The organism is Mucilaginibacter gotjawali (assembly GCF_002355435.1).
In the GTDB taxonomy this organism is placed as follows: Bacteria; Bacteroidota; Bacteroidia; order Sphingobacteriales; family Sphingobacteriaceae; genus Mucilaginibacter; species Mucilaginibacter gotjawali.
This window is the reverse complement of sequence record NZ_AP017313.1, coordinates 45,442-67,011: the sequence shown is the minus strand read 5'-3', so window position 1 is coordinate 67,011 and position 21,570 is coordinate 45,442. Positions and strand designations below refer to the sequence as shown.

The window sequence follows — 21,570 nt, the reverse complement described above, 5'->3', positions numbered from 1 at the left end:
CTAATTATCGTTTTCGTATTTTTTTAGAATTAGCGTTGCGATATGTCCGCCAAAACCAAATGTGTTATTCATTGCATACCTGACAACTTTTTCTTGAGTTTTACCGAGGGTGAAATTAAACTTGTCCGAATATTCGTGCTCAACCTCACTTGTATTGATGGTAGGGGGTATCCGGCTCTCCCTAATGGCTTTAACACAAATAATTGTTTCAATAACACCCGCCGCACCAAGTAAATGGCCTGTCATTGATTTAGTAGCGCCAATATTCATGTCCGGCCTTTGTCCAAATACCCTGGAAATTGCTTTTAATTCACTTTCATCCCCCATGTGGGTGGAGGTAGCGTGCGCATTGATATAATCAATTTCAGAGGCGCCGATCCCAGCATCCTCCAGGCCATCTAACATACCCAGATAAGCTCCTTCGCCATCAGGATGTGTTCCCGTTAAATGATAGGCATCTGCGGCCATACCTGTACCAACTATCTCAGCTAAAATAGTAGCTCCTCTCTTTATCGCACATTCAAGGCTTTCAACGATCAAAGCCCCGGCACCTTCACCCAATACAAAGCCGTCCCGTTTTACATCAAAAGGCATGGACGCGCCTTTGGGGTCTTCATTATTCGTCGACAGTGCTTTTGAGGCGTTAAACCCGCCAATGGAGCTTTCGTTAATGGGTGCTTCGGAGCCTCCGGTGATAATCATATCCGCCTTTCCTAAACGGATGTAATTGCAGGCATCGATGATGGCATTATTTGACGAGGCGCAGGCAGATACGGTCGAAAAATTAAGCCCCCGCAAGCCATACCTTATGGAAATAGCTCCCGATGGAATGTCGGCGATAATTTTAGGGATAAAATAGGGATTAAACCTTGGCTGCCTGTTCCCTTTAACAAATTCCTCCACCTGGTCCTGAAAGGTTTGAATACCCCCGTTTCCCGAGCCCCAGATAACACCGATCTTGTTTTTATTAAGCATTTCAAAGTTGATACCGGCGTTGTTTATAGCCTCGTCAGCGGCAGCTATGGCATATTGAGTGAAGAGGTCGTACTTCCTTGCCTCGTTCCTTTCAAAATAATCTGTTGCATTGAAATCTTTTACTTCTGCTGCAATCTTTGTCTTGAAATGTGTCGAGTCGAACTTCGTAATTAATCGGACTCCACTACGGCCTGCAATAATATTATTCCAGAATTCATTCACAGTATTTCCCAGAGGGGTTATCGCCCCCATCCCAGTTATTACCACCCTTTTTAATTCTTTTATCATTTCAACTGTTTAATAAGTGCCTGCAGTCTTAATTATTATTTACCGCCTTTAGCGTGTTCCAGCTCATTTTTTAACCTTGCTATTTCTGCTTCCAGCTGTTCTATTTGATTACGCTGTGGTGCAAACGCCTGTTCGATTTCTTCGGCGGTGTATTTTGGTGTGATATGTTGGGGGCAGTTCCAGTCATAGGCTTCCACATTGAATACCATCATGCGCTCGGGCTTAAACTTATAATCATCAAGATCGAGTTGCCTGTACAATGCATGGTTATCCTTAAATTCCAATATTTCAGCCCTGGCATAAATTTTTAACCGGGCTTTTGCAGGGTAGTCTACCAGGATAAGCGCGACATTATTATTTGTTGCCATATTGCCAACAGTGATATACTGCATATTCCCTTTGAAATCAATAAACCCTAAACGTTTTGGATCCAATACTTTCAAAAACCCTTTCGGCCCTCCGCGATGCTGGATATATGGGAAGCTATTTTCCCCGAAACTGGCCATGTAAAAACTGTCGCGCCGGGCAATAAAATCCGCCTCTACGGGTGTTAATCCATCTAAATAGGTATCCCGTTCCATCCTGGCATAAGCTGCTCTGCTGCCCAGCTTTTCCTGCATTTCCTTCACAGGAGCCGAATATGCTATTTCACCAAAATTCCTGGCCATGCTGATCTACGTTAGGGTCTCCGTTAATTATAATCTTCTGTCAGACTCGCTGATCGCTAAATCATTAATACTGGCGTATCTCCTCGCCATTAGACCGTTTTCATCAAACTCCCAATTTTCATTTCCATAAGCCCGGAACCATTGCCCATCGATAGTCTGGTATTCATATTCAAACCGCACAGCCATGCGGTTTTCACGAAAACCCCAGAGTTCCTTCTTCAGTTTGTAATTCAATTCCCTTTCCCACTTATGTTTTAAAAATTCCTTTACCGTCTCGCGTCCATTAACGAAGTCGGTCCGGTTACGCCATTCAGTATCTATAGTATAGGCCAGGCAAACCCTTTCAGGATCCTTGCTGTTCCATGCATCTTCTGCGAGTTGAACTTTTTGCAATGCGGTTTCCATTGTAAATGGCGGTAGCGGATGTTTCTGTTCCATGTTATAGTTTTTTATTTATGATAAAGAACCGGAGCGACTTAAGTTGGCCCGGAATATTAGTTTTGAAATTTCTGCTTCGAGTGACTTTTGTTTGTCCTTTGCATACCATAGATGCAGCTCAGTTGTATAGTTTGCGGCAGTTGCTGAATTTGACCTTAATTGCTTTACCAGGGTTTGCGCGGCTAACGGCCGCGGCCCCCAGGTGCCGGTTACATTCATATTTTCATCTAATTGTATAAGCATCGGAATGGACCGTGTTTCGTTTGTTAAATAGACATCCATCAGCTCCGGGTTTTGATCGCGATACAGCATTTTCATGGTAATTCGGCCATTGCTTGCGTCAGCGACCTTGTTAAAAACTGAAAGCGTTTGAGATGCATCGCCGCACCAATGCTCGGTTAATACCAGCCAATTAATTTTAAATTTCAGGTTCGCGATCTGGCCAGACAATGCTGATGATATGTCAAATGTTTTTTCAACCCTTTGCATACGGTGCAGGTTGATGTTGATGTAATCTTTAAGTTTAGCATCAGGATTTGAGACCAGGTCCTCAGCCATTTGCAGCTTATATTGATGATAGGCGATGCCTTTTTTGAGATATGCCGCATAATCTGCGCTCTCAGGCTTTAACATTTTTGTGGCCATTATCATATCTGATGTGTTTAATGCTATATTCTTTTAATAATATAAAGGTGGTGCAAAAAAAGCCCTCGAAAAATGGAGGAAAGGCGCAAACCGATGGACAATTTTTCCTCAATCCAGTCTATCCTGCTCGCCGGTATCCTACCTGCTCCCTGAATATTTGCGGCGTAACTCCTGTATTTAATTTAAAGAAACGGCTGAAATAATATTCATCTTCAAAACCAAGCTCATAGGCTATTTCTTTTACCTTTTTACATTGTGTATGTAATTTTCTCTTAGCCTCGGTAATTATCCTCTCATTGATCAAACAGGAAGGAGTTTTATTAAAATGCGTTTTGGTGATTTTTGCCAAAACTTTAGGGGACGTATGCAGTAATTCGGCATAGTCACCTGAAGAGTGTTTGGTTCTGAAATTTTCTTCAATAGCTGTTTTTAGTTTTTGGAGAATAAACGGCTCTTTTGCTGATTTTGTCAACCGGGTATTTTTTGATTGCTGTTCCTGTTTTAATCTGGATACAGCTATTAAAAATATTTTCAAATAAGAAACCAGTAATTCATGTTGCGCCAGTTCGCTGTTTTGCATCTCAGCTTCAATTTGTTTAAACAATATTTTTAAAACGCCGGATTCTTTATTATCAACCCTGGTAAATGGAGAGGGGTATAGATGGTTATCAAGCACCTCGTTGAACTGCAGCTCCCGCTGATGCCTATATATGTAAAAAAATCAAAGTGGAAATAAATAGCTATGCCCTTAACAGGAACTTCAGCTGTTAATTTATAAGGTTGGTTACGTGAGAAATTGAATAGGCTGCCTGCTTCAAAATCATATTCATTAAAATCAGCATTAACTTTTCCCAAACCATCCTTGATCCAAATAAATGTGAAGCAGTCTTGGCATTGAATATCTTTAAAGGGATTATTGTCTTCAAATGATGTTAGTTTCAATGCAAACTCGCCGGTTTGATGGTTAATTAATGTTAAGTCTGACTGATTAATCATGATGATTCTTATTAATTATAATCTCATTTTAGTTTATTACCTGATATCTCTATGTCAATCCATTTTTAATGGAATTGGATGTTAAGCCCAGGTAACCGAATTTCACGTCAATAATTTTAATGATTTAATGCCTTTTCAATTTTTTCAATCAGAAATTCCCGTGTGGTCATTCCAGTTACGATTTCGATCACCTTTCCGTTTTTGTAAAAAAACAGGGTTGGCAGTTCGATTACACCCAATTGATTTTTCAAAAAAGGCGCTTCGTCCACATCAATTTTGTAAAATGAAGCCCTGCTGCTGTAATGGTCGAACATCTCCTGATAAATGGGGCCCATCATCTGACATGGGCCACTCCATTCTGCGCAAAATCTTGCAATTTGCAAACCGGAACCGTTTAATACCTTTTTCCTGAAATTCGTCTTGTCTATTATTTTTATCATTATTGTTCATCTGTTTGGCACAATTCTTATAGCCAAAAACACTGCCGTAATCTGTTTGCAGAAATTAACCTGCTTTGCATTATCTGAGAAGGTAATTTATAGTACTTTGAGCTAATCGTAGAGATATCCGCCAGGAGAGCAGTTGTTGATATTTAGTAAGATTCACTTTATTTCGGGAAATATCCAAAAGGATAAGAGTAATTTTGTTCGGGAAAATCATCCATAAAACCCGGTTTATCAAAAGTTATTTGGTGTGGCGATGATATCCGTTTTTTACTTAGCTTTATAAATAAAGATTTTTCCTAATTAATAACTCCTGATGGTAAATGAAAGCGATTTGGACTTGGACAAAGACCCCGGACTGTGTCATTATACGTTTCATAATTTGTATGAGGCGGTTTTCTGGGCAGATATTAACGGGAATATTCTAAATGTAAACGACACCGCGTCCCAAATGTTAGGTTATTCAAAAGAAGAATTCCTGGCAATGAACGTGACAGATATTGATACTTCTGACGTTTTCGGAAACTTTGCTTTTTTTAGGGAAAAATTAAAATCGCAAAAGGTACTGAATTTCGAGTCAAAGCATAAACATAAGAAATGCAATCTCTATGAAGTTGAGGTTTCGTGCCATTATTTGTTTTATAAAGACCGCGAAATTATCTGCATGTTTGTTAGGGATATAAGTGAACGTAAACTTGCGGAGAATCAATTAAAACTTGGAAATACGCAATTGCAGGTTTTATTAAAAGAGAGTGAAGAGCGGTTCCGTGATCTTTTTGAAGAAGCCCCGATTGCATACGTACATGAAGGCCTCGATTCCCGTTTTATTAAGGCCAACCGCGCAGCATTAAGGATACTGGGTGTGCGCCCCGATCAGGTCCCTTATATGTACGGCCAAAAAATGGCACCAGACACTCCTGATGCGCAAAAACGCATGAAAGAAGCTTTTGAATCGATAGGACGAGGCACTGATACCAGTGGTGTCGTTTTGGAACTGCGCCGGCAGGATAACGGTGCTCCGATATGGATACAATGGTGGTCTAATCCGGATAAGTCCGGGCAGTTTACCCGGACGATGTTCTTAGATATAACAGATCGTTTTCTCATCGAGCAGGAACAGGCTAAGCTTCGGGCGCAAAATCAATATCTCCAGGAAGAAATAAAGTTGAACCACAATTTTGAAGAAATTGTAAGTATTAACAAAAAATTCCATAAAATATTACAGCAAATTGAACGGGTGGCATCTACAGATGCAGCTGTTCTTATTTTAGGAGAAAGTGGTACAGGCAAAGAGTTGCTGGCAAGGGCGGTCCACAATATCAGCAAAAGGAGCAAACGACCCCTGATAAAAATCAATTGCGCCAATTTACATGCTGAATTAATTGAAAGCGAGCTTTTTGGGCATGAGAGGGGGGCTTTTACGGGTGCTATGGAAAGAAAGATCGGCCGCTTTGAACTTGCGGACGGCGGCACTATTTTTTTGGATGAAGTAGGTGAACTGCCCATGGGATTGCAGGCGAAATTGTTAAGGGTTTTACAGGAGGGTGAGTTTGAAAGGCTTGGTAGCCCTAAAACTATTAAAGTAGACGTGCGGGTGATCGCAGCGACCAACCGTAACCTGGAAGAAGCAATAGAGAAAAAAGAGTTCAGGGAAGACCTGTTTTATCGCCTCAACGTTTTCCCCGTTTTTTCTCCGCCTTTACGTAGCCGTAAAGAAGATATCCCTTTACTTGTCAAACACTTCGTGAGGAAATACGAAAGTAAAATGGGCCGTGAGATCAAAAACATCCCGGACAAAGTCATAGACGCACTGATGGAGTATAACTGGCCTGGCAATATCAGGGAATTGGAAAACATCATTGAAAGAGCATTGATCCTTTCAAGCGGCGACACCCTTGAATATGGCAGCTGGGTGCCTGTTGTAAAAACAGCTGCCGGCGATGAAAACAAAAGAACGGCCCTGCTTAAGATGGATGAGGTAGAAAAAGAGCATATCATCAATATACTGAACAAAACGAACTGGAAAGTAAGCGGAGAAAAAGGTGCAGCTAAGATATTGGGTTTAAACCCCAATACCCTTGAATCGAGGATGAAAAAGCTTGAGATTAAGCGGGAGAACTGAGATCCCAACCTATTCTGGCCGGGATCAGTTTTATCCTCATGGTGTAAAGGCTAACGATTCGCGGAGTTATAGCGGTATGCAAATATCACTAACAAAACCAGCTATTAAATTTTAAAGCCGGCACTGCCGTAATAATTGCATATAGCTTCCAAATTACGAATTATTGGATCATCGCCAGGCTGATTTGAACCTGAAATAATTCATAAGGCATTTGCCGGGGGAGTTCAGGCTGTGAAAGGATATTTTAACTGTTTCCATTATTTACGCCAATTGACGAAATTAATGCCCTTCTTTTAAAAATTGAGCTGTCTTTAAGAAAAGTACCGAGCCAAACTAAAGTCAGCAAAATAAATGCCGTTGGCATCAGGTGTTGCGAAATCTCTATTGCGCCCGCACCACCAAGGTATCCGCATAATAAGAAAAAACCAATTCTCCAGGTTGCCGGAATTAAATATAAAACTACACAGGTGAGTTCAAGTACGCCCAATAATGGTAATGGGAAATAAGGGATGATTCCAGCTTTTGTGAGGTTATTAACAATGACGGCAGCCCCGGCAAATTTTGCAATAGCACTGAACACCAATAGTAATGCAGGTAGCCATACGAGGATGCTTGTTGTGATCTTTTTAAGTTTCATCTTTAGTTTATTTGTTAAGGGTTACTTTTAGGGCGTTCAAAATTTCAGACGGTTCCACTCTGAGCCGGTAATCACCGCCCTCCGATTTAGCGAAAAGAACCTTTCCATTTTTATCAAGTATAAAAACAGCGGGCACGGGCACCTCCCTTGACTGGTCATCATAAAAACTGTAAAAATCCACGCCCAGTTTTTGTGCTTCATCCACAGCTTCAACAGCGTTTTGAATGATCGTCGTAAATTGCTTCGCCACTTGATTTCCGCTGTCGCTCAGTACTTCAAATTCCAGCGAATGTTTGGTCTGCATATCTAAAGAGCTATCAGGGTTCTGCGATGAAATGGCCATAAAATTAGCTCCTAATGCTTTTATTTCGGGCAGGATTCTTTGGTAAGCATTTAAGACCAGATTACAATAAGGACACCAGTTACCCCTGTAAAAAGTAATTACTACCGGACCTTCATTGAGCAGATCCTGCAACGCAACTATTTTATTTACCGCGTTTGGAAGTTGAAATAACGGAGCTTGGTCGCCAACTGATAATTTCAGCGCAGACACGTAATCCAAACCTAATTGGTCGGCATCGTCATTAAATACGGCTAAGGATTCTTTAGGGATCATTGCGGCGAGATCTGCCTGCAATTGAATTTTTTCCTGTTCGTAAACAGGCACTTCATGTGATTTTGACATCGTTTATTATTTTAATGCGTCGATATTGACAACACAAAAATGCGATGATCATGAAAGGGAAAAAATGAATTGGATTAGGAAATAAAGTTGAACTGGTTCAACTTTATTTCTTCCTGCTTCTTATTTTACTGAGGAATTCCGTCGTAAAGCCGAGGTATGAAGCCAGCGTGTATTGCGGTACACGGTTTACAATGGCAGGGTATTTTTGAAAAAATTCATCATATCTTTCCTCAGCAGTCTTACTTAAATTAGATAACATTCTTTTTTGAAGAAAGGCAAACGACTGTTGGGCGGCAATTCTAAAAAAACGTTCAAATTTGGGGATCGTGTCCATTAAAAGCTGTTCGGAATGGTAATCGATCTGGATGACCCTGGTGTCTTCCAATGCTTCAACAAACAATGTTGCGGGGACTTGATTAATGTAGCTGTTAAAGTCACTGATCCACCAATCTTCGATGGCAAAAGCGATCGTATGCGTTTGCCCCTTGTCATCGGCCAGGTACGCCCTCATCGCACCTTTAACGATATAGGTCCTGTACTTACAGGTAAAATCAGGTTGAACGATCATTTGCTTTTTCCTGATATTTTTCACTTTAAAAAAGGAGATCAACCGGGCTTCTTCGTCACTGGTTAGTTCAATATATTTTGCAAAATGCTTTTTAATCAGCTCAAAATCATCCATGGCATAAAAGTATATTTTTTATAGCTATTCAGATCAAGGGAGAACCCAGCACGATCCGCGTTATTAGGTCGGTTAATACGGCCCGTAATGCCGGTGTTGTTTCATTATCTGTGATCTCTCCCGAACCACTCATTTTGTTTTTAATATCAGCGATGCTTAAGGAGGAATTTGCACCCATATTGGTTCCCAGAGCGGATAGGGTGAGCAATAGCGAGGCTAATGCCTTATCTCCCCCAGAATAAAGCGGAGATGCACTGATTGCGGCTACCGGCTTTTCGTTTAACTCCCCGGTAAAGACCAGCCAGTCTAACGCATTTTTTAAAACGCCGGGTACGCCGAAAGCATATTCCGGGGTAGAAAAGATCACGCCATCGGCGTCTTTTACCATTTGTTTAAAGCGAGTGACCGTTGGTATCGGATCTTTTATTTCAGGGTTGAAATGCGGTAATTTGTCAAGCCCCTGAAAGATAACGATCACAACATTTGGTGGGGCTATTTTGGCAATTGCTTTCAAAATATTCAGATTGGACGATGTCGAAGTTAAACTTCCGGCTATTGCTAAAATGTTTATCGGTTTGTTGTTTTCCATAATGATTTGTTACTGGCCACATAAGCTTTTTGGGTGGCCGAATAAACGTTTCTTAATTTATTGCATTAAAAAACAGGAGGTTCAAAATTTAGGAGCTGATCTTATATTCTTCAAAAAACCGATCTTCGTCCTTATCTTCCACCCAATTGTATTCGATGGTATAAGCCAGTTTTCTCGCGAATTCGACACCTTGTCGTTCGCTGATAAAGCCCAGTGTCATGTCCATGCCGGCACTTACGCCGGACGATGTAAAGTATTTATCATCGACTACCCAGCGGGCCTTTTTTATCCATTTTACATTTGGGCCCTGCGTTAATACCCAATCATAAGCTCTTTTATTGGTTGTAGCATATTTAGCATCCAGTAGGCCTGTTTTAGCAAGTAATGAGGTTCCGGTACATACGGTCAGAACATAGGTGCTCAATTTTGATATTCGGCGGACTTCATTGATCAGTAATAGGTTATCAACTTCTACCCTCGTTCCATAACCGCCGGGAATCAGGAAAATATCAATTTCTTCTTTTATGGCAGACAAACATTCTGTCATGATGGAAACCCCATGATCGTTGGTGATCAGGCCACCTGAAAGGGAACAGAACAAAACCTGATAGTGTTCTTTGTGCCTTGCGAATATTTCTACAGGGCCGAACACGTCAAGTGTTTCGAAGTTATCGAACATTAGAACCGATACTGTCATTTCTTAATTTTTATTTAATCCTTTTAGGGCCGTGTTACTTAAAATGCTGATTCGCTATCTTATGGCTTTTTTGCCGGATAGAAATCAATCATTCCTGCTGTGAACTCAGAAAGATAAAACCGGGGGGTATCTTCCGGCCTTATCTTTCGTTCTGAATCATTGAATATTACATTTTTTCAGCAACCTTTTCGGTGTAAAACCGGTGAATTTCTTTAGAAATATAGTCGAGGTTATCTTCAACTGCGAAATGGCCGGCATCAAGGCGGTGCATTTCCGCTTTAGGGAGATCCTTTAAAAACGCTTCTCCACCGGCTGGCGTAAAGAAAATATCTTTCTGCCCCCAGAAGATGATCGTTTTTGGTTGGTTTTTGCGCAGGAATTCTTGCCATACCGGATACAATTCTACGTTAGTACGATAATCGTAAAACAAATTTAAATTAACACGAACGGCATTTGGTCTTTGCATAAAAGCATAATCGGATTCCCAGTTATCGGGGCTGATTAGCTCCGGATTTTTCGCGCCGAATAAATAAATGCTTTTAATTGCGTCGTGAGTTAAAAATGCGGCCAATGGTTTTTCTGTTTCTGCCGATCTGTTTTTCCATAATGCTCCACGGAAACCATCCCAGGCTGCGGTAAAGCCAACTTCGTATGCGTTGGTATTTTGAATGATCAGCCAATCAAGCGCTTTTGGGTTACGTCCAACAATTCTAAAACCAACCGGGCCGCCATAATCCTGGGCAAATAAGCCGTAATGGTCGAATCCTTTTAGTTTCAGGAAATGTTCAACAATTTGAGAAATGCCTTCAAAAGTATAATTATAAGTGGCCGGGTCAGGGATGTCGCTCAAACCAAATCCGGGGTAGTCCGGTGATATTACGTGGAATTTATCAGAAAGCGATATGATCAGATCGCGGTATTGATGTGAGCCGGCAGGAAAGCCGTGTAACAAAACCAATTTGGGACTTGCCGGGTCGCCGGCTTCGCGGTAGGCGATGTTCAATCCGTCTACTTTAATGCTCTTGTAGGATACCTGTGCGAAGGATGCGACAGACGCAAATAACAATGCTGTTATTGCAAATAATTTAGTAAGCTTTTTCATCTTTGTTTTTTTAAATTATGTCTTTATTGACAAGTCAAAGATGCGGTAGTTTACTATCCTTAAAAATGGATAAACGACGCAAAGAGATGGATGATTTTTTTTATAAAATATTGTTTAATAGCTATTTGCATGGATAAATCACCGAAAAAATATTTGCAAATCCAACATATCCCCGGGCGGGTACTGTAACTATTTTTCAGCATAAATAATAAAGGCATTTGAATCAACCATCGTGCTGCCCTCAGGGTATTTTTGATCGATCGAGTGAATGACCTCAGCTTTTATTTTTACTTTAATATCGTTATCGACATTGCTTAAGGCAGCGGCAACCGGGCCAGCAACTTCGTTCATGAAATTCCAGTACCCTTCCGCATTCCCACAATCCAATTTACCGTATATTTCAGTTTCTGAGATATTCTTAAAACCCGTCTTTAGGAGCAAGTCTGTCATGAAACCATCTGCCGCACATCGGAACATACCTGGAGCACCCGGAACAGGTGATGGCATTTGAATGTTTTTATTAATGCTACCCATTATTGCTGTAACCCAAAAATTCTTTTCCGACACATTCCATACGGAAGTAGCCATTCTTCCGCCGGGTTTTAAAACGCGGTTCATCTCCCTGGCCGCTAATTCCATGTCAGGGAAAAACATGAACCCAAAACGGCAACTGATCGCATCAAAGGTATTGTCCGGAAAAGGGAGTTCACTGACATCGCAGGTGAGGGCTTCCACGTTATCAATTCCTCTGCGTAGCGCATTTTCACGGGAGATCTCTACCATTTTCTCGGCGATGTCGGTAATATAAACTTTGCCCCCGTTAAGCATCTGCGCGATGGTCAAACCCGGTTCCCCGGTTCCCGCAGCGATATCAAGCACGATGTCTCCACCGGATGGTTGCAGGACCCGGATGATCTCGTCGCCCATAGGTTTTAAGAAATCCATCGTCATCCCGTCCCATTTTTTCCAGCCGGATGATATCTTATTCCAGGAGTCTTTCTGCTGCTGACGGATTAATTCAAATTGCGTTGCCATCTTTAATTGGAGGTTAATGGGTTGAAAGTATAATTACGGTCGTGTAATGTACTGATTTTCTGGCAATTTATACACTTGTTCTTATGCCCGATCCAGCCCTGAAATTATTTGCGGGAAACGCCGGTTAGCTTATGCGTTCCTTTTAAAAAGAGTTGGTCCATGCAATATTTGCCGCTACCATTTACGAATATTGCAAGGGCAAGCCCGATCACCAATAGATGATATTCAAACCCTTCGCCTTTTTGGTTACCCAGCCAGTTCATGAAAAAACCGTTTTGAATATGGGATGTAAAAATGATACCGATCATTAAAATGATCGTTAGTGCTGACCAAATCCTGCTACCGGCACCTGCAACAATTGCAATTGATCCAACGAATTCAATAACAATTACCAGGAAACCAATTAGCCATGGAAGGTGCAAGGTTCCTGTGAAAAATCCCATTGTCCCGTTAAAGCCATAGCCACCGAACAAACCAAGTGCCTTCTGGGCGCCATGTGGAAATAAAATTAATCCCAAAGTCAGACGGGTGATCACACCCGTCCAATCATTATTGTTTCTAAAAATTAGTTGATTCATCCTTTTAATTTTAATGATTGTCCTTAATGTTATTGAGGCCCCAGTTTATAATTCATTAATCTGGCGGATCATTTGATTCGTGAATCCCCATTCATTATCATACCAGGCCATGACTTTTACCAGGTCTCCGTCAACTACCCGTGTCATCTCAAGATCGACGATAGACGCAAAAGGGCTCTTTATAATATCTGAAGAAACCAAGGGTTCATCTGTTACACTAAGTACCAGCTTGTACCTTTCCGTTTTGGCTTCTTCTATTAAAATGGCATTGATTTCTTCGGCAGTGGTATTTCTTGATGCAATAAAAGTAATATCTGATATGGATCCAACCGGCACTGGTGTGCGAACAGCTATCCCGTCGAACTTTCCCTCAAATTTGGGGAGTACTTTGGTTACCGCTACTGCAGCACCGGTGGCGGCAGGTGCAAGGTTTACGCCAGCCGCGCGACCCATTCTCGGCTCCTTTTTTGAAGGAGAATCAACCAACATTTGTGAGGCTGTATAGGCATGGGTGGTGTTTAATATGGCTTTATTTATACCCAATCTTCTCTCCAGGATCTCCACAACCGGTCCAATGTTATTGGTAGTGCAGCTGCCGCAACTGAATATGCTGGTGTGTCCGTCTTCCGAATTTACACCATAAACAACAGTTGGAGTGTCTTTACTTTTTGTCGGCCCTGTTATGACCACCGTTTTAGCCCCTGCATAAATGTGTTTTTCTGCATCTTCTCTGTTTGTGAACAATCCTGTACTTTCAATAACCACGTCAATGTTTAATTTTCCCCAGGCCAATTGAGCGGGGTCTTTTTCGGAAAAAAAGACTATCTTTTGTTCCCCGACCTGCAGATGTTCCGAATTTACGGTTACATCGGTTTCATACTTTCCATATATACTGTCATATTTCAATAAATACGCGGCATTCTCTAATGTCATCAAATCGTTAACAGCTACCAGTTTCAATCCCGGTGTGTTCATAATTATTTTTAATGCGGCCCGGCCGATCCGGCCAAATCCGTTAATTGCTATTCTTTTCATTTTATTGTATGTATCGATGTAAAAAAGCCCCCTTTGTATTTGGGCATGTTAAAAACTTTGATGTTATTTCAGCGAAGATATTTTAGAGGAGACGCGGTCACTGTACCGATCTTTTTTCGAAAAATATGAGGATCTCCATGTCTTGTTTCAGGGAGTTAAATTTGTGTCCGGCACCTCTTCTTACATATACGATATCGCCGGGTTTGATTTTCAGGTTTTTGTTACCTGCCTGGAATTTGCCTGAACCACTGGTGATCAGATTGATTTCGTCGAATCGGTGGGTATAGATCGTACTATCGCCTTTAAGCTGTTCAGGCAGCAAATACAAGCCCGATAGCATAGATTGGTTATTTATAAATACCTTGAATACATTTTTTCCGGGCAGTTTTGCGGCGCTGAGATGATCCAAAGAGAAACTGGTGCTGGCAGAGTCCCCCTTGCTTTTATCTTCCAATGAAATAAGTTCAATTATATTGAGGGGAACTGTTACATCCTCAAATGAACTCTTGATATTACGCGGAACAAACACGACCGAACCTTTATCCAGATCGCATTCATTGTTCCCTGTTTTAAGTTTACCTTTTCCCTCGATAACGTAATATATCAGGTTAAACATGGATACATCGGCAAATTCTTTATTTTTATTGATGCGGATCAGTTTTCCGGTCATCGTGGCCTCGGATAAAAAGGTGATGCTGTCTTTACCGCTATGCTTTTGCTTTGACAGCAACTGCTTTATGCTTATTTTAAGGTAATTTACAGGCACATTATCGCGGTTGGCCTGTGCCCTGGTTTGATAGGTTAAAACCAATAATAATGCACATAGGACGGGTGTTCTGAATGTTTTCATAATTTTGATATTGGGTTGATGCTTTTTGCTTAACATTATTAGATGTATTCGATCCCAGCCGCTTACTGCCAAAATATTTCAGGAATATTGCAAACTAATCAGCGGCTGCCCCACCTGCTGATTTTGTAAACAGGTGAAAGGCGCCGCCAATGAGTATCCGACCGGACAACGTTTTTAAATTGCGGGAGCTAAAGGAAAATCAACCGGTATTTGCGTTAAATTATGAAGATAATTCATCGCAACTTTATCACTGATCTGCAGGATCAGGTCGACCAGGTTCTCATTGGTGAAGCCTTGCGCGAAAAATTCTTCTACTGCGCTTGGTTTTGCGTTTCCGCGGCTTGCTGTAATGCTCTCTGCTAATTTTACCAGCGCGTTTAAACGTGGGTTTGCCGCTTTGCCCCTGCGAATATCAAGAAGTTCGTCTTCGGTGAAACCGTTCATTTTACCGATAAGTGTATGTGCGCTCTGGCAATAGACACAGCCATTCACTTGGCTTACGATCAGGTTAACCGCTTCTTTTTCTTTGTTGCTTAAGCTTGTTTTTGCGCCCTGGTATGCAAGGTATTTACCTAACCCGTTGGCTGAGTATGCAATGGTAGCATATAAATTTGGCACGAAACCCAATGCTTTTTGAAGCGTATCAAAAATAGCCTGGTTTTCCGGCGTTACTTCTTCTCTGGTTGGAACTTTGAAATCTTTCATATTTATATTTTTTTATGTCCTTATTGACAATACAAAGGTGTAGCATCAAAAAATCCGAAAAAATGGATAAACGGGGTAAACAAATGGAGAATTTTTCCGTGGAGGAAAACGGTATTGAAAAAGATTAAAACGACAAGAACATCTGTGAGCAATTTTATAAGAAAATATTAGGAACTGAGGTGATGCAAGCTGAATCAGCGTTTAGAGAGTTCAGTACGGGTACCGGCTCTACGGATGGTGCAAGTTAATGGTGCACAACTATTTTTAGCTGAAAGGCGTCAATGTAGGGTCAAAGGAAATGTTTCATAGGATGAATAATGCCTTTGAAATAAATAGTATTCATCCGATAATAGGAAAAACATACGTCTTTGAGGAAGCAAAAGAGGCTCTAACTTTACTGGAACGCTCCTCACATTTTGGAAAGCTTTGTATAAGTCTTAAATACTTTCCAATGTGCCGACAAGATCAGGCTCCTGCAAATGCATTGCTTGCGCACTTCTTTTGTAAAATTGCCGCTGCTTTAATTAGCTTGTATTTAACTCTTAGGAATTGTACAGTCCTTATAAATGATAACAAGAGGAGGCTTAAGTAAAAGCTTCCTCTTGTTTTTTTGCTCAATACCCCGGATTTTGCCTCAAGTCCGGATTAGCTGTAATTTGCTGGATGGGAACAGGATATACTAAAGCATTAGCTGTCAAACTACTTTTCACGGCGCTTAAAGCCGAACCCGAAAGATTCCATCTTTTTAAATCAAACCAGCGGTTCCCCCATTCACAAAAAAACTCTGACCGTCGTTCCCGCTGAATTGCCGCTACTATGGAAGCATGATCTGAGGCTGTAGCATTTGGCAGTCCGGCTCTGTTCCGGATCACATTGAGGTCAGCAACCGCAGCGGTTAGCTTATCCTGAGTAACTTCTGCTTCGGCCCTGATCAGATATTGATCTGCTAAACGGAGTATCACATAATCTTCATTTGGGGATGATGTGGTTCCCTGTTTGTATTTATACGGATATGGATAAGCTTTTCCTGCTATTGTATTCACCTGGACCCAGTTGATCATGCGTTGATCCCCCGTTTCAAAGGAACTAAAAAGTGACGGGGCTAGCACATACCTTGGTGTTGCGCTGCGTGAAGAAGGTACAAAAAACAGCCCTTCAAAAGTAGCCGTATTGGGTGCAACCGGCAGCAGTTTCCAGATCGTTTCAGCGCTGGACCCCAAAAAAACACTATTTAAATCCGGTTCAAGATTGAAGATGCCTGAGTTGATCACTTTTGAAGCCTCCGTCTCTGCCAAACCGCTTTTACCTGTATATAAATAAACTTTGGCTAAAAGTGCACTCGCTGCGTAGGGAGTCGGGCGCTCAAACGCTGCAGAATTATTCAGGTTGGATTCCGCATATTGCAGGTCCGCAATGATCTGGTTATAAACCAGGTCTGTGGATGACCTGCCGGTTAAACGGGTGACATTATAGTCGGTACTTGTCACGACAGGCACCCCTCCATATAAATTAACCAAGTAAAAATATTGAAAGGCCCGTACAAATCTTGCCTCAGCAATTAGCTGCGCTTTCGCAGAAGGCTGTATTCCTTTGCTCGCCGTAATGCCTTCTATACAGGCATTCAGTGTGTAGATATAACCATAAGCACTAATCCATAAGCCGTTATTGGTTGAATTGGTTGAACTAATGTTGTTGACGTAAAATTGATTATATACTGCATTGTTTGAAGTCTGGTAGAGTTCATCAACTGACAAACCGGTAAATACGGTCAGGCCACCCGAATCATAGCCCATGGCACTAGTCATCATATTGATGTAAACGTCAATGATTGCGGCATTAGCATCAGTGCTATCGGCAAATACCTGTGATGTAGTGATTTGGTTTTTTGGCTGGCTTACTTCAACAAATTTCTTGCAGGAAGAGAGCGCCATGAACGTAAAGAAAATTAAAAAGAGGTTATTTTTTATTGTTTTCATGATCAATGATTTAAAAGGTAAGTTGAAGACCACAGACAATTGTCTTTAAAGGCGGGACACCATAGAAATTTTGTGTTTCAGGGTCGTTGCCTTTATAATTTGTTATAGTAAACAGGTTTTGTGCGGAAACGTAGAAACGAATATTCTGGAGATTTAACTTCTTCACGACCGGTTGCGGCAGTGAATAAGAGAATGAAAGTGTTTTTAACCGCAGGTACGATGCATCACTATAGATGCCGCTGGACTGCAGGAAATAATTAGCTTCATTTGCTGCCTGTGAATACTGGGAGGATAGCATTTCAAAATTTGTAACCTGGCCCGGTTTGCTCCATGCATTCAGTAAGGCAACCGGCTGGTTGAATTCATTACCCGGCAGATAGCTGTAAACCGACTGCAGATAATTTACGCCTGTTTGTTTCCTGTATTCCAGAAAGATGTTCAGCTGAAATTGCTTGTAGCTGAAACTGTTTTGCCATCCGCCATAAAACTTCGGGTCAAGGTTTACGGCGTAGTTCTGATCGTTTAGGCTACCGCCTCCGCGTTGAACAGGATCTTCAGTAATCTGGCCGGATGCGTTGTAAAACTGAAAATAACCCGTACCCGGATTTACGCCTGCATAACGGTAAACATTCACAATTGAGATGGGCTGGCCTATCCTGTAGGTTGTGGAATAGCTCGACTCTGCCAGCCCCGGAAATGATAAAAGCTTATTTTTCGGAAACGTAATATTGAAAGCGCTCGTCCATGTTAGGGCTTTGGTCTTTAAAATCGTGGACTGTAATGTAAATTCAAAACCTGTATTCTGAACTACGGCGTTTTCATTTTCCAGGACGCTGCTGAAGCCCGTCTGCGCCGGAAGATTATAGGTCACGAGCTGGTTCCCGGAACGATTCCGATACCACGTAGAATTCAATAATATCCTGTCCTGTACGAAGCCAAGTTCCAGACCAAATTCCAGTTTCCGGGTGGTTGCCCAGCTAAAATCCGGGTTGTAGAGATTTTGGGGTGTATAACCGATATTGCCGCCATAGTTGTAGGTGGTGGGATTCCATCGTGACAGAAACTGGTAGTTGGCGATCTGGTCACTCCCGGTAATACCGTAGCTTACCCTTAGCTTGCCATAGGTAATAAAACTGAACTTGTTTTTAAAAAAGTTCTCTTCGTTAAAAAGCCAGGCACCACCGACAGAACCGAAGTTGCCAAACTGTTTGTTCGGGCCAAAACGGCTGGAACCGTCCCGGTTTCCTGTGATGTCGACTATGTATTTACCATCCCATTTGAAGTTAAATCTTCCGAAGGCAGCGATATACTTATATTCGGAATAGGAATCCGTCGCGTACTGCACAGGTGAACCGGATATTGATTGTATCAGCACATCGTTTACATAACCGCTTCCATCTGTTTCGGTCTGATAATTGGTATTCTTTTGAATTGTTCCGCCAATAAGGAGGTTAAAAGAAGCCTTTTTAAAGGTGCGTTTGTATTCTAACTGCGGCTCCAGGATCCATGTCATAAAGTTATTGTTACCGAAGCGTGTACTGGCGACCGGACTGTACTCCGGGTTTTGAGCAGCAACGGGATCTCCGTAATATTCCTGACTGTTATAGGTGCTGTAGCCGAGGCTTGTTCTGAAAGTAAGTCCATCTATGATCTTATATCCGATCAGTAAATTACTGTTCAGGGATGTATTTTGAATAGTGTACAGTTCCTTCAGGTAGGAAAGTGCGTTCCATCCGCCCGGTGCGCCGTCAAGCGGGACACCATTATAATTCCAAACCAGGTTGCCCTTGCTGTCCAGCAGGGACGGGTAATCTGGTTCCAGGGTATAGGCGAGCAAAAGGTTGGGGTTTCCTGATGAGTTGTTTTTCTCGTATGAATAAGTGGCGGTAAAATCGACCGTTAGTCTTTTGTTGTCGGAAATATGGTGCACATTGGCTGAAAAACTTGCCCTGCTGTCCGCGTAGTCTCCAGGAAAAATATAGGTATCACGGTTAAAACCGGCCCCTAACCGAAACTGGGTGTTTGCCGTACCTCCCGAAAGGGATGAATTCACATTCAGGTTATGCGCCGTATTGCCAAAGAAGTACTTTTTCCAGTCTGTATTGCGGGTGGTATCAAATAGGGTTAGGTCCGGTGCATAGGCCTGGTCATACTGAATGTTATTGGGCGTAAGCCCATCATTCGCAAAAGCCTGTTTTCGCATGGCGAGATATTGTGAGGTATTCATCATAGGCATGGTATGCCCGACAACGCTTTCTCCATCAACGATGTTAAGGTTGAACTGCGTTTTACCTGCCTGTCCTTTTTTGGTCGTGATGATGATCACCCCGTTTCCGCCCCTTGACCCGTAGATCGCCGTAGCATCGGCATCCCGCAAAACCTCTACGCTTTCGATGTCCGAAGGATTTATGCCGTCAAAAGGACTTATTCCCCCGTACTTGTTATTATAGACATTATTTGACCCCGGCGAGGCCAGCGACGGAAATTGATTGATATTTCCGTTTTGCGGAGCATAGGGAACGCCGTCGATTATAAATAGCGGCTGACTAAGCGGTGCGACGATATTTCCGGAAAGACTTGGATTTACAGCATTCTGTCCCCTGATCTGCAAGGTGAACGACGCCCCCGGAATCCCGCTTGTGGACGAAACCACCATGCCGGGTACTCTGCCTTCCAGCCCGGCCAGCGGATTGGTAACGGGTTGTGCACTGATATCCGCCCCTGAAACTTTGGTGATTGAGCCAACAGTATTTCTTTGCGTACTTGTTCCGTAAGCAATGATATGAACCTCATCAAGACTGTTTGTTTTTTGCTTCAGCACTACTGTGAGTGCTTTCTGACCGGCAAGTCTGATCTCATGCGTTTCCATATTTTCTGAAGTAAAACGAATGACAGCGGCAGGATCTTCCACAACCAGCCTGAACTGCCCTTTTTCATTTGTGGCAGTCGCAATTTTCGTGTCTTTCACGGATACCGTGATACCAGCAAGGGGTTTCCCCTCCTGGTCCTGAACGTTGCCTGTCACGGTTTGACAAAACGCCGTTAGGGGACTTATGATAAAAAGTATGATGTACAGGATTTTCATAAAATTGATTTTAAATGGTTTACTGATTCAGGCAACCTGCTTTGGATATATCATCAGAGATTACCAGTAATTTGATTTTTCTTTTTCCCTTTGTTAATTTGAAACCTTGTTTGTAAAGGCTTTCCGACAATGATTTTTCATCCAAAAGATCCGGAGGCAAATTCAGGCTAACCCGTTCGATACCGGCAGTTTCATCGATGAACAGCACGCGGTAGATATCTTCCATTTTGAGCATGAAAGCATGCAGGCTGCTATTAATAAAATAAACAGCTGCGCCGGTGTGTTCGTTGATATTGGTTTCGGGATGGGTATTGGGAGGAATATGGACTAGCCTGTTTCGATCTGCCACGCTTAAAATATGACAGCCCTGCTCCGCCTCCACCGTGTCAATTTTTACCCGCAAATATTTCCGGATATCGCCCTGCATTATGGAAAGTGCAAGGCTTCTTTCACATGGCGGAAATGATGATTCATAGCAAAAACAATTCCTGGAACGCCAAGCTGTTGATGAACTGTCGGCAGAAAAATCTGTTTTGCGGGCAACATTGAGAATGATCCGGTCTGACTTAAATTCAGCGAATGCGGGAAACGCAAATTTGATCAGCTGGATCCGGGAGGCATTCATGACATCGATCCGGTTTATTAAGGTGTCATTCACGAAAGAAAAGCCAGAGATGGCATGAAGGCCGTCCTTGTATATTCCCAAATAAGACCTATACAAATAGTCAGCGGAACCCGAACTGTCACTGCTGTTAAAGTAGGGCCTCGACAGATCATAAGGTATGAAGGTCTTTTCAGGTAAATGAACTTTCGGTTCGCTCAGCGCCTTTATTACGTTGGCCTCATTCAGTTCATCTGCATAGGTAACCGCAATCAAAACATTGTCTTTAATCCACACATAGTGCGGAATTGAATGATGCGGAAACATCGCTTCCAGGGCGGTATCCATAACCACCGTCGGAAAATGATAGTAGGCTTTTCGCTTTTCAAAAAACGCCTTAATGTTTGTTTCGCTGTCCCTGGTAGATTTGCAATTCACCAGTAGTATTTGTAACTGATCTGGTATTTTTTTCTGCAGGGCATACATTTCAGGGAAATGAGAGATACATGAGCTGCACCACGTAGCCCAAAAATCGAGCACCAGGATTTTTCCCTTATAGTCCGATATTTTTACACTGCGGGAGCTATTAAAGAGCATATTCTGAATGGTTATATCAGGCACATGATCGCCTATTTTAAGGAAGTGATTGTTATTTATATTATGGCCGCTTGCCCGGAAAAAAAGGCATAGCAGTGCCATTAAGCATATTTTTAGCTTCATTTTAGTTTGTTTTAATTA

Annotated in this window: 22 protein-coding genes; 1 reads left to right on the top strand and 21 read right to left on the bottom strand. The window is 42.1% G+C overall.

The features are described 5' to 3' along the window. From fabF to MgSA37_RS00320, 7 genes are all read right to left on the bottom strand, one after another. Nucleotides 1-1,263: a beta-ketoacyl-ACP synthase II gene (gene fabF, locus MgSA37_RS00345; protein ID WP_096349298.1), complete on the bottom strand. Its 1,263-nt coding sequence runs from the start codon at nt 1,261-1,263 to the stop codon at nt 1-3. A gap of 35 nt (nt 1,264-1,298) precedes the next feature. After that, nucleotides 1,299-1,931, bottom strand: a complete 633-nt coding sequence (locus MgSA37_RS00340) for a pyridoxamine 5'-phosphate oxidase family protein (RefSeq protein WP_096349297.1) — start codon at nt 1,929-1,931, stop codon at nt 1,299-1,301. A 27-nt stretch (nt 1,932-1,958) separates the two neighbouring features. Beyond that, on the bottom strand, nt 1,959-2,369 hold the full coding sequence (locus MgSA37_RS00335) for a nuclear transport factor 2 family protein (RefSeq protein ID WP_096349296.1): 411 nt from the start codon (nt 2,367-2,369) through the stop codon (nt 1,959-1,961). 15 nt (nt 2,370-2,384) lie between these two features. Further along, on the bottom strand, nt 2,385-3,020 hold the full coding sequence (locus tag MgSA37_RS00330) for a thioredoxin family protein (RefSeq protein WP_096349295.1): 636 nt from the start codon (nt 3,018-3,020) through the stop codon (nt 2,385-2,387). Nucleotides 3,021-3,132: 112 nt separating this feature from the next. Then, the gene (locus MgSA37_RS28670) at nt 3,133-3,618 is read right to left on the bottom strand and encodes a helix-turn-helix domain-containing protein (RefSeq protein WP_197706064.1); all 486 of its coding nucleotides are present in this window, start codon (nt 3,616-3,618) and stop codon (nt 3,133-3,135) included. A 5-nt stretch (nt 3,619-3,623) separates the two neighbouring features. Continuing rightward, entirely contained in the window at nt 3,624-4,010 is a 387-nt protein-coding gene (locus tag MgSA37_RS28665) for a hypothetical protein (protein ID WP_197706063.1), read from the bottom strand. Nucleotides 4,011-4,126: 116 nt separating this feature from the next. Then, the gene (locus MgSA37_RS00320) at nt 4,127-4,450 is read right to left on the bottom strand and encodes a thioredoxin family protein (RefSeq protein WP_096349294.1); all 324 of its coding nucleotides are present in this window, start codon (nt 4,448-4,450) and stop codon (nt 4,127-4,129) included. A gap of 319 nt (nt 4,451-4,769) precedes the next feature. On the opposite strand from MgSA37_RS00320, the gene MgSA37_RS00315 reads away from it, so the two are divergent. Then, the gene (locus MgSA37_RS00315; RefSeq protein ID WP_197706062.1) at nt 4,770-6,575 is read left to right on the top strand and encodes a sigma 54-interacting transcriptional regulator; all 1,806 of its coding nucleotides are present in this window, start codon (nt 4,770-4,772) and stop codon (nt 6,573-6,575) included. A 244-nt stretch (nt 6,576-6,819) separates the two neighbouring features. Here the strand turns inward: MgSA37_RS00315 and MgSA37_RS00310 are convergent, their stop codons facing one another. The 14 genes from MgSA37_RS00310 to MgSA37_RS00240 all read right to left on the bottom strand — a co-directional run bounded on the left by MgSA37_RS00310 (nt 6,820) and on the right by MgSA37_RS00240 (nt 21,552). Further along, on the bottom strand, nt 6,820-7,212 hold the full coding sequence (locus MgSA37_RS00310) for a DoxX family protein (RefSeq protein ID WP_096349293.1): 393 nt from the start codon (nt 7,210-7,212) through the stop codon (nt 6,820-6,822). Between the two features lie 7 nt (nt 7,213-7,219). Then, on the bottom strand, nt 7,220-7,897 hold the full coding sequence (locus tag MgSA37_RS00305) for a peroxiredoxin-like family protein (protein ID WP_096349292.1): 678 nt from the start codon (nt 7,895-7,897) through the stop codon (nt 7,220-7,222). A gap of 103 nt (nt 7,898-8,000) precedes the next feature. Continuing rightward, nucleotides 8,001-8,579: a Crp/Fnr family transcriptional regulator gene (locus MgSA37_RS00300; RefSeq protein ID WP_096349291.1), complete on the bottom strand. Its 579-nt coding sequence runs from the start codon at nt 8,577-8,579 to the stop codon at nt 8,001-8,003. A 28-nt stretch (nt 8,580-8,607) separates the two neighbouring features. Next, entirely contained in the window at nt 8,608-9,168 is a 561-nt protein-coding gene (locus MgSA37_RS00295) for an NADPH-dependent FMN reductase (RefSeq protein WP_197706061.1), read from the bottom strand. An 88-nt stretch (nt 9,169-9,256) separates the two neighbouring features. Beyond that, nucleotides 9,257-9,865, bottom strand: a complete 609-nt coding sequence (locus MgSA37_RS00290) for a DJ-1/PfpI family protein (RefSeq protein WP_096349290.1) — start codon at nt 9,863-9,865, stop codon at nt 9,257-9,259. A gap of 166 nt (nt 9,866-10,031) precedes the next feature. Then, nucleotides 10,032-10,967: an alpha/beta fold hydrolase gene (locus tag MgSA37_RS00285; protein ID WP_096349289.1), complete on the bottom strand. Its 936-nt coding sequence runs from the start codon at nt 10,965-10,967 to the stop codon at nt 10,032-10,034. 189 nt (nt 10,968-11,156) lie between these two features. Next, nucleotides 11,157-12,002, bottom strand: a complete 846-nt coding sequence (locus tag MgSA37_RS00280; protein ID WP_096349288.1) for a class I SAM-dependent methyltransferase — start codon at nt 12,000-12,002, stop codon at nt 11,157-11,159. Nucleotides 12,003-12,106: 104 nt separating this feature from the next. Beyond that, nucleotides 12,107-12,580: a DoxX family protein gene (locus MgSA37_RS00275; protein ID WP_096349287.1), complete on the bottom strand. Its 474-nt coding sequence runs from the start codon at nt 12,578-12,580 to the stop codon at nt 12,107-12,109. A gap of 45 nt (nt 12,581-12,625) precedes the next feature. Next, on the bottom strand, nt 12,626-13,615 hold the full coding sequence (locus MgSA37_RS00270; RefSeq protein ID WP_096349286.1) for a type I glyceraldehyde-3-phosphate dehydrogenase: 990 nt from the start codon (nt 13,613-13,615) through the stop codon (nt 12,626-12,628). A gap of 97 nt (nt 13,616-13,712) precedes the next feature. Continuing rightward, entirely contained in the window at nt 13,713-14,465 is a 753-nt protein-coding gene (locus MgSA37_RS00265) for a cupin domain-containing protein (protein WP_157750361.1), read from the bottom strand. Between the two features lie 174 nt (nt 14,466-14,639). Then, nucleotides 14,640-15,170: a carboxymuconolactone decarboxylase family protein gene (locus MgSA37_RS00260; RefSeq protein WP_096349284.1), complete on the bottom strand. Its 531-nt coding sequence runs from the start codon at nt 15,168-15,170 to the stop codon at nt 14,640-14,642. 614 nt (nt 15,171-15,784) lie between these two features. After that, complete coding sequence (locus tag MgSA37_RS00250; RefSeq protein WP_096349282.1) at nt 15,785-17,146, bottom strand: RagB/SusD family nutrient uptake outer membrane protein; 1,362 nt, start codon at nt 17,144-17,146, stop codon at nt 15,785-15,787. A gap of 10 nt (nt 17,147-17,156) precedes the next feature. Then, nucleotides 17,157-20,231 (bottom strand): SusC/RagA family TonB-linked outer membrane protein, encoded by a 3,075-nt coding sequence (locus tag MgSA37_RS00245; RefSeq protein WP_096349281.1) that lies wholly within the window; start codon nt 20,229-20,231, stop codon nt 17,157-17,159. 19 nt (nt 20,232-20,250) lie between these two features. After that, nucleotides 20,251-21,552 (bottom strand): TlpA family protein disulfide reductase, encoded by a 1,302-nt coding sequence (locus MgSA37_RS00240; RefSeq protein ID WP_096349280.1) that lies wholly within the window; start codon nt 21,550-21,552, stop codon nt 20,251-20,253. Nucleotides 21,553-21,570: the final 18 nt, after the last annotated feature.

Coding starts and splice junctions, on each gene's coding strand:
- MgSA37_RS00320 (WP_096349294.1), bottom strand. CDS start 4,450: ATGATAAAAATAATAGACAAGACGAATTTCAGGAAAAAGGTATTAAAC.
- MgSA37_RS00250 (WP_096349282.1), bottom strand. CDS start 17,146: ATGAAAACAATAAAAAATAACCTCTTTTTAATTTTCTTTACGTTCATG.
- MgSA37_RS28665 (WP_197706063.1), bottom strand. CDS start 4,010: ATGATTAATCAGTCAGACTTAACATTAATTAACCATCAAACCGGCGAG.
- MgSA37_RS00335 (WP_096349296.1), bottom strand. CDS start 2,369: ATGGAACAGAAACATCCGCTACCGCCATTTACAATGGAAACCGCATTG.
- MgSA37_RS00310 (WP_096349293.1), bottom strand. CDS start 7,212: ATGAAACTTAAAAAGATCACAACAAGCATCCTCGTATGGCTACCTGCA.
- MgSA37_RS00305 (WP_096349292.1), bottom strand. CDS start 7,897: ATGTCAAAATCACATGAAGTGCCTGTTTACGAACAGGAAAAAATTCAA.
- MgSA37_RS00290 (WP_096349290.1), bottom strand. CDS start 9,865: ATGACAGTATCGGTTCTAATGTTCGATAACTTCGAAACACTTGACGTG.
- MgSA37_RS00260 (WP_096349284.1), bottom strand. CDS start 15,170: ATGAAAGATTTCAAAGTTCCAACCAGAGAAGAAGTAACGCCGGAAAAC.
- MgSA37_RS00245 (WP_096349281.1), bottom strand. CDS start 20,231: ATGAAAATCCTGTACATCATACTTTTTATCATAAGTCCCCTAACGGCG.
- MgSA37_RS00240 (WP_096349280.1), bottom strand. CDS start 21,552: ATGAAGCTAAAAATATGCTTAATGGCACTGCTATGCCTTTTTTTCCGG.
- MgSA37_RS00300 (WP_096349291.1), bottom strand. CDS start 8,579: ATGGATGATTTTGAGCTGATTAAAAAGCATTTTGCAAAATATATTGAA.
- MgSA37_RS00275 (WP_096349287.1), bottom strand. CDS start 12,580: ATGAATCAACTAATTTTTAGAAACAATAATGATTGGACGGGTGTGATC.
- MgSA37_RS00340 (WP_096349297.1), bottom strand. CDS start 1,931: ATGGCCAGGAATTTTGGTGAAATAGCATATTCGGCTCCTGTGAAGGAA.
- fabF (WP_096349298.1), bottom strand. CDS start 1,263: ATGATAAAAGAATTAAAAAGGGTGGTAATAACTGGGATGGGGGCGATA.
- MgSA37_RS00295 (WP_197706061.1), bottom strand. CDS start 9,168: ATGGAAAACAACAAACCGATAAACATTTTAGCAATAGCCGGAAGTTTA.
- MgSA37_RS00315 (WP_197706062.1), top strand. CDS start 4,770: ATGGTAAATGAAAGCGATTTGGACTTGGACAAAGACCCCGGACTGTGT.
- MgSA37_RS00330 (WP_096349295.1), bottom strand. CDS start 3,020: ATGATAATGGCCACAAAAATGTTAAAGCCTGAGAGCGCAGATTATGCG.
- MgSA37_RS00265 (WP_157750361.1), bottom strand. CDS start 14,465: ATGAAAACATTCAGAACACCCGTCCTATGTGCATTATTATTGGTTTTA.
- MgSA37_RS00285 (WP_096349289.1), bottom strand. CDS start 10,967: ATGAAAAAGCTTACTAAATTATTTGCAATAACAGCATTGTTATTTGCG.
- MgSA37_RS00270 (WP_096349286.1), bottom strand. CDS start 13,615: ATGAAAAGAATAGCAATTAACGGATTTGGCCGGATCGGCCGGGCCGCA.
- MgSA37_RS00280 (WP_096349288.1), bottom strand. CDS start 12,002: ATGGCAACGCAATTTGAATTAATCCGTCAGCAGCAGAAAGACTCCTGG.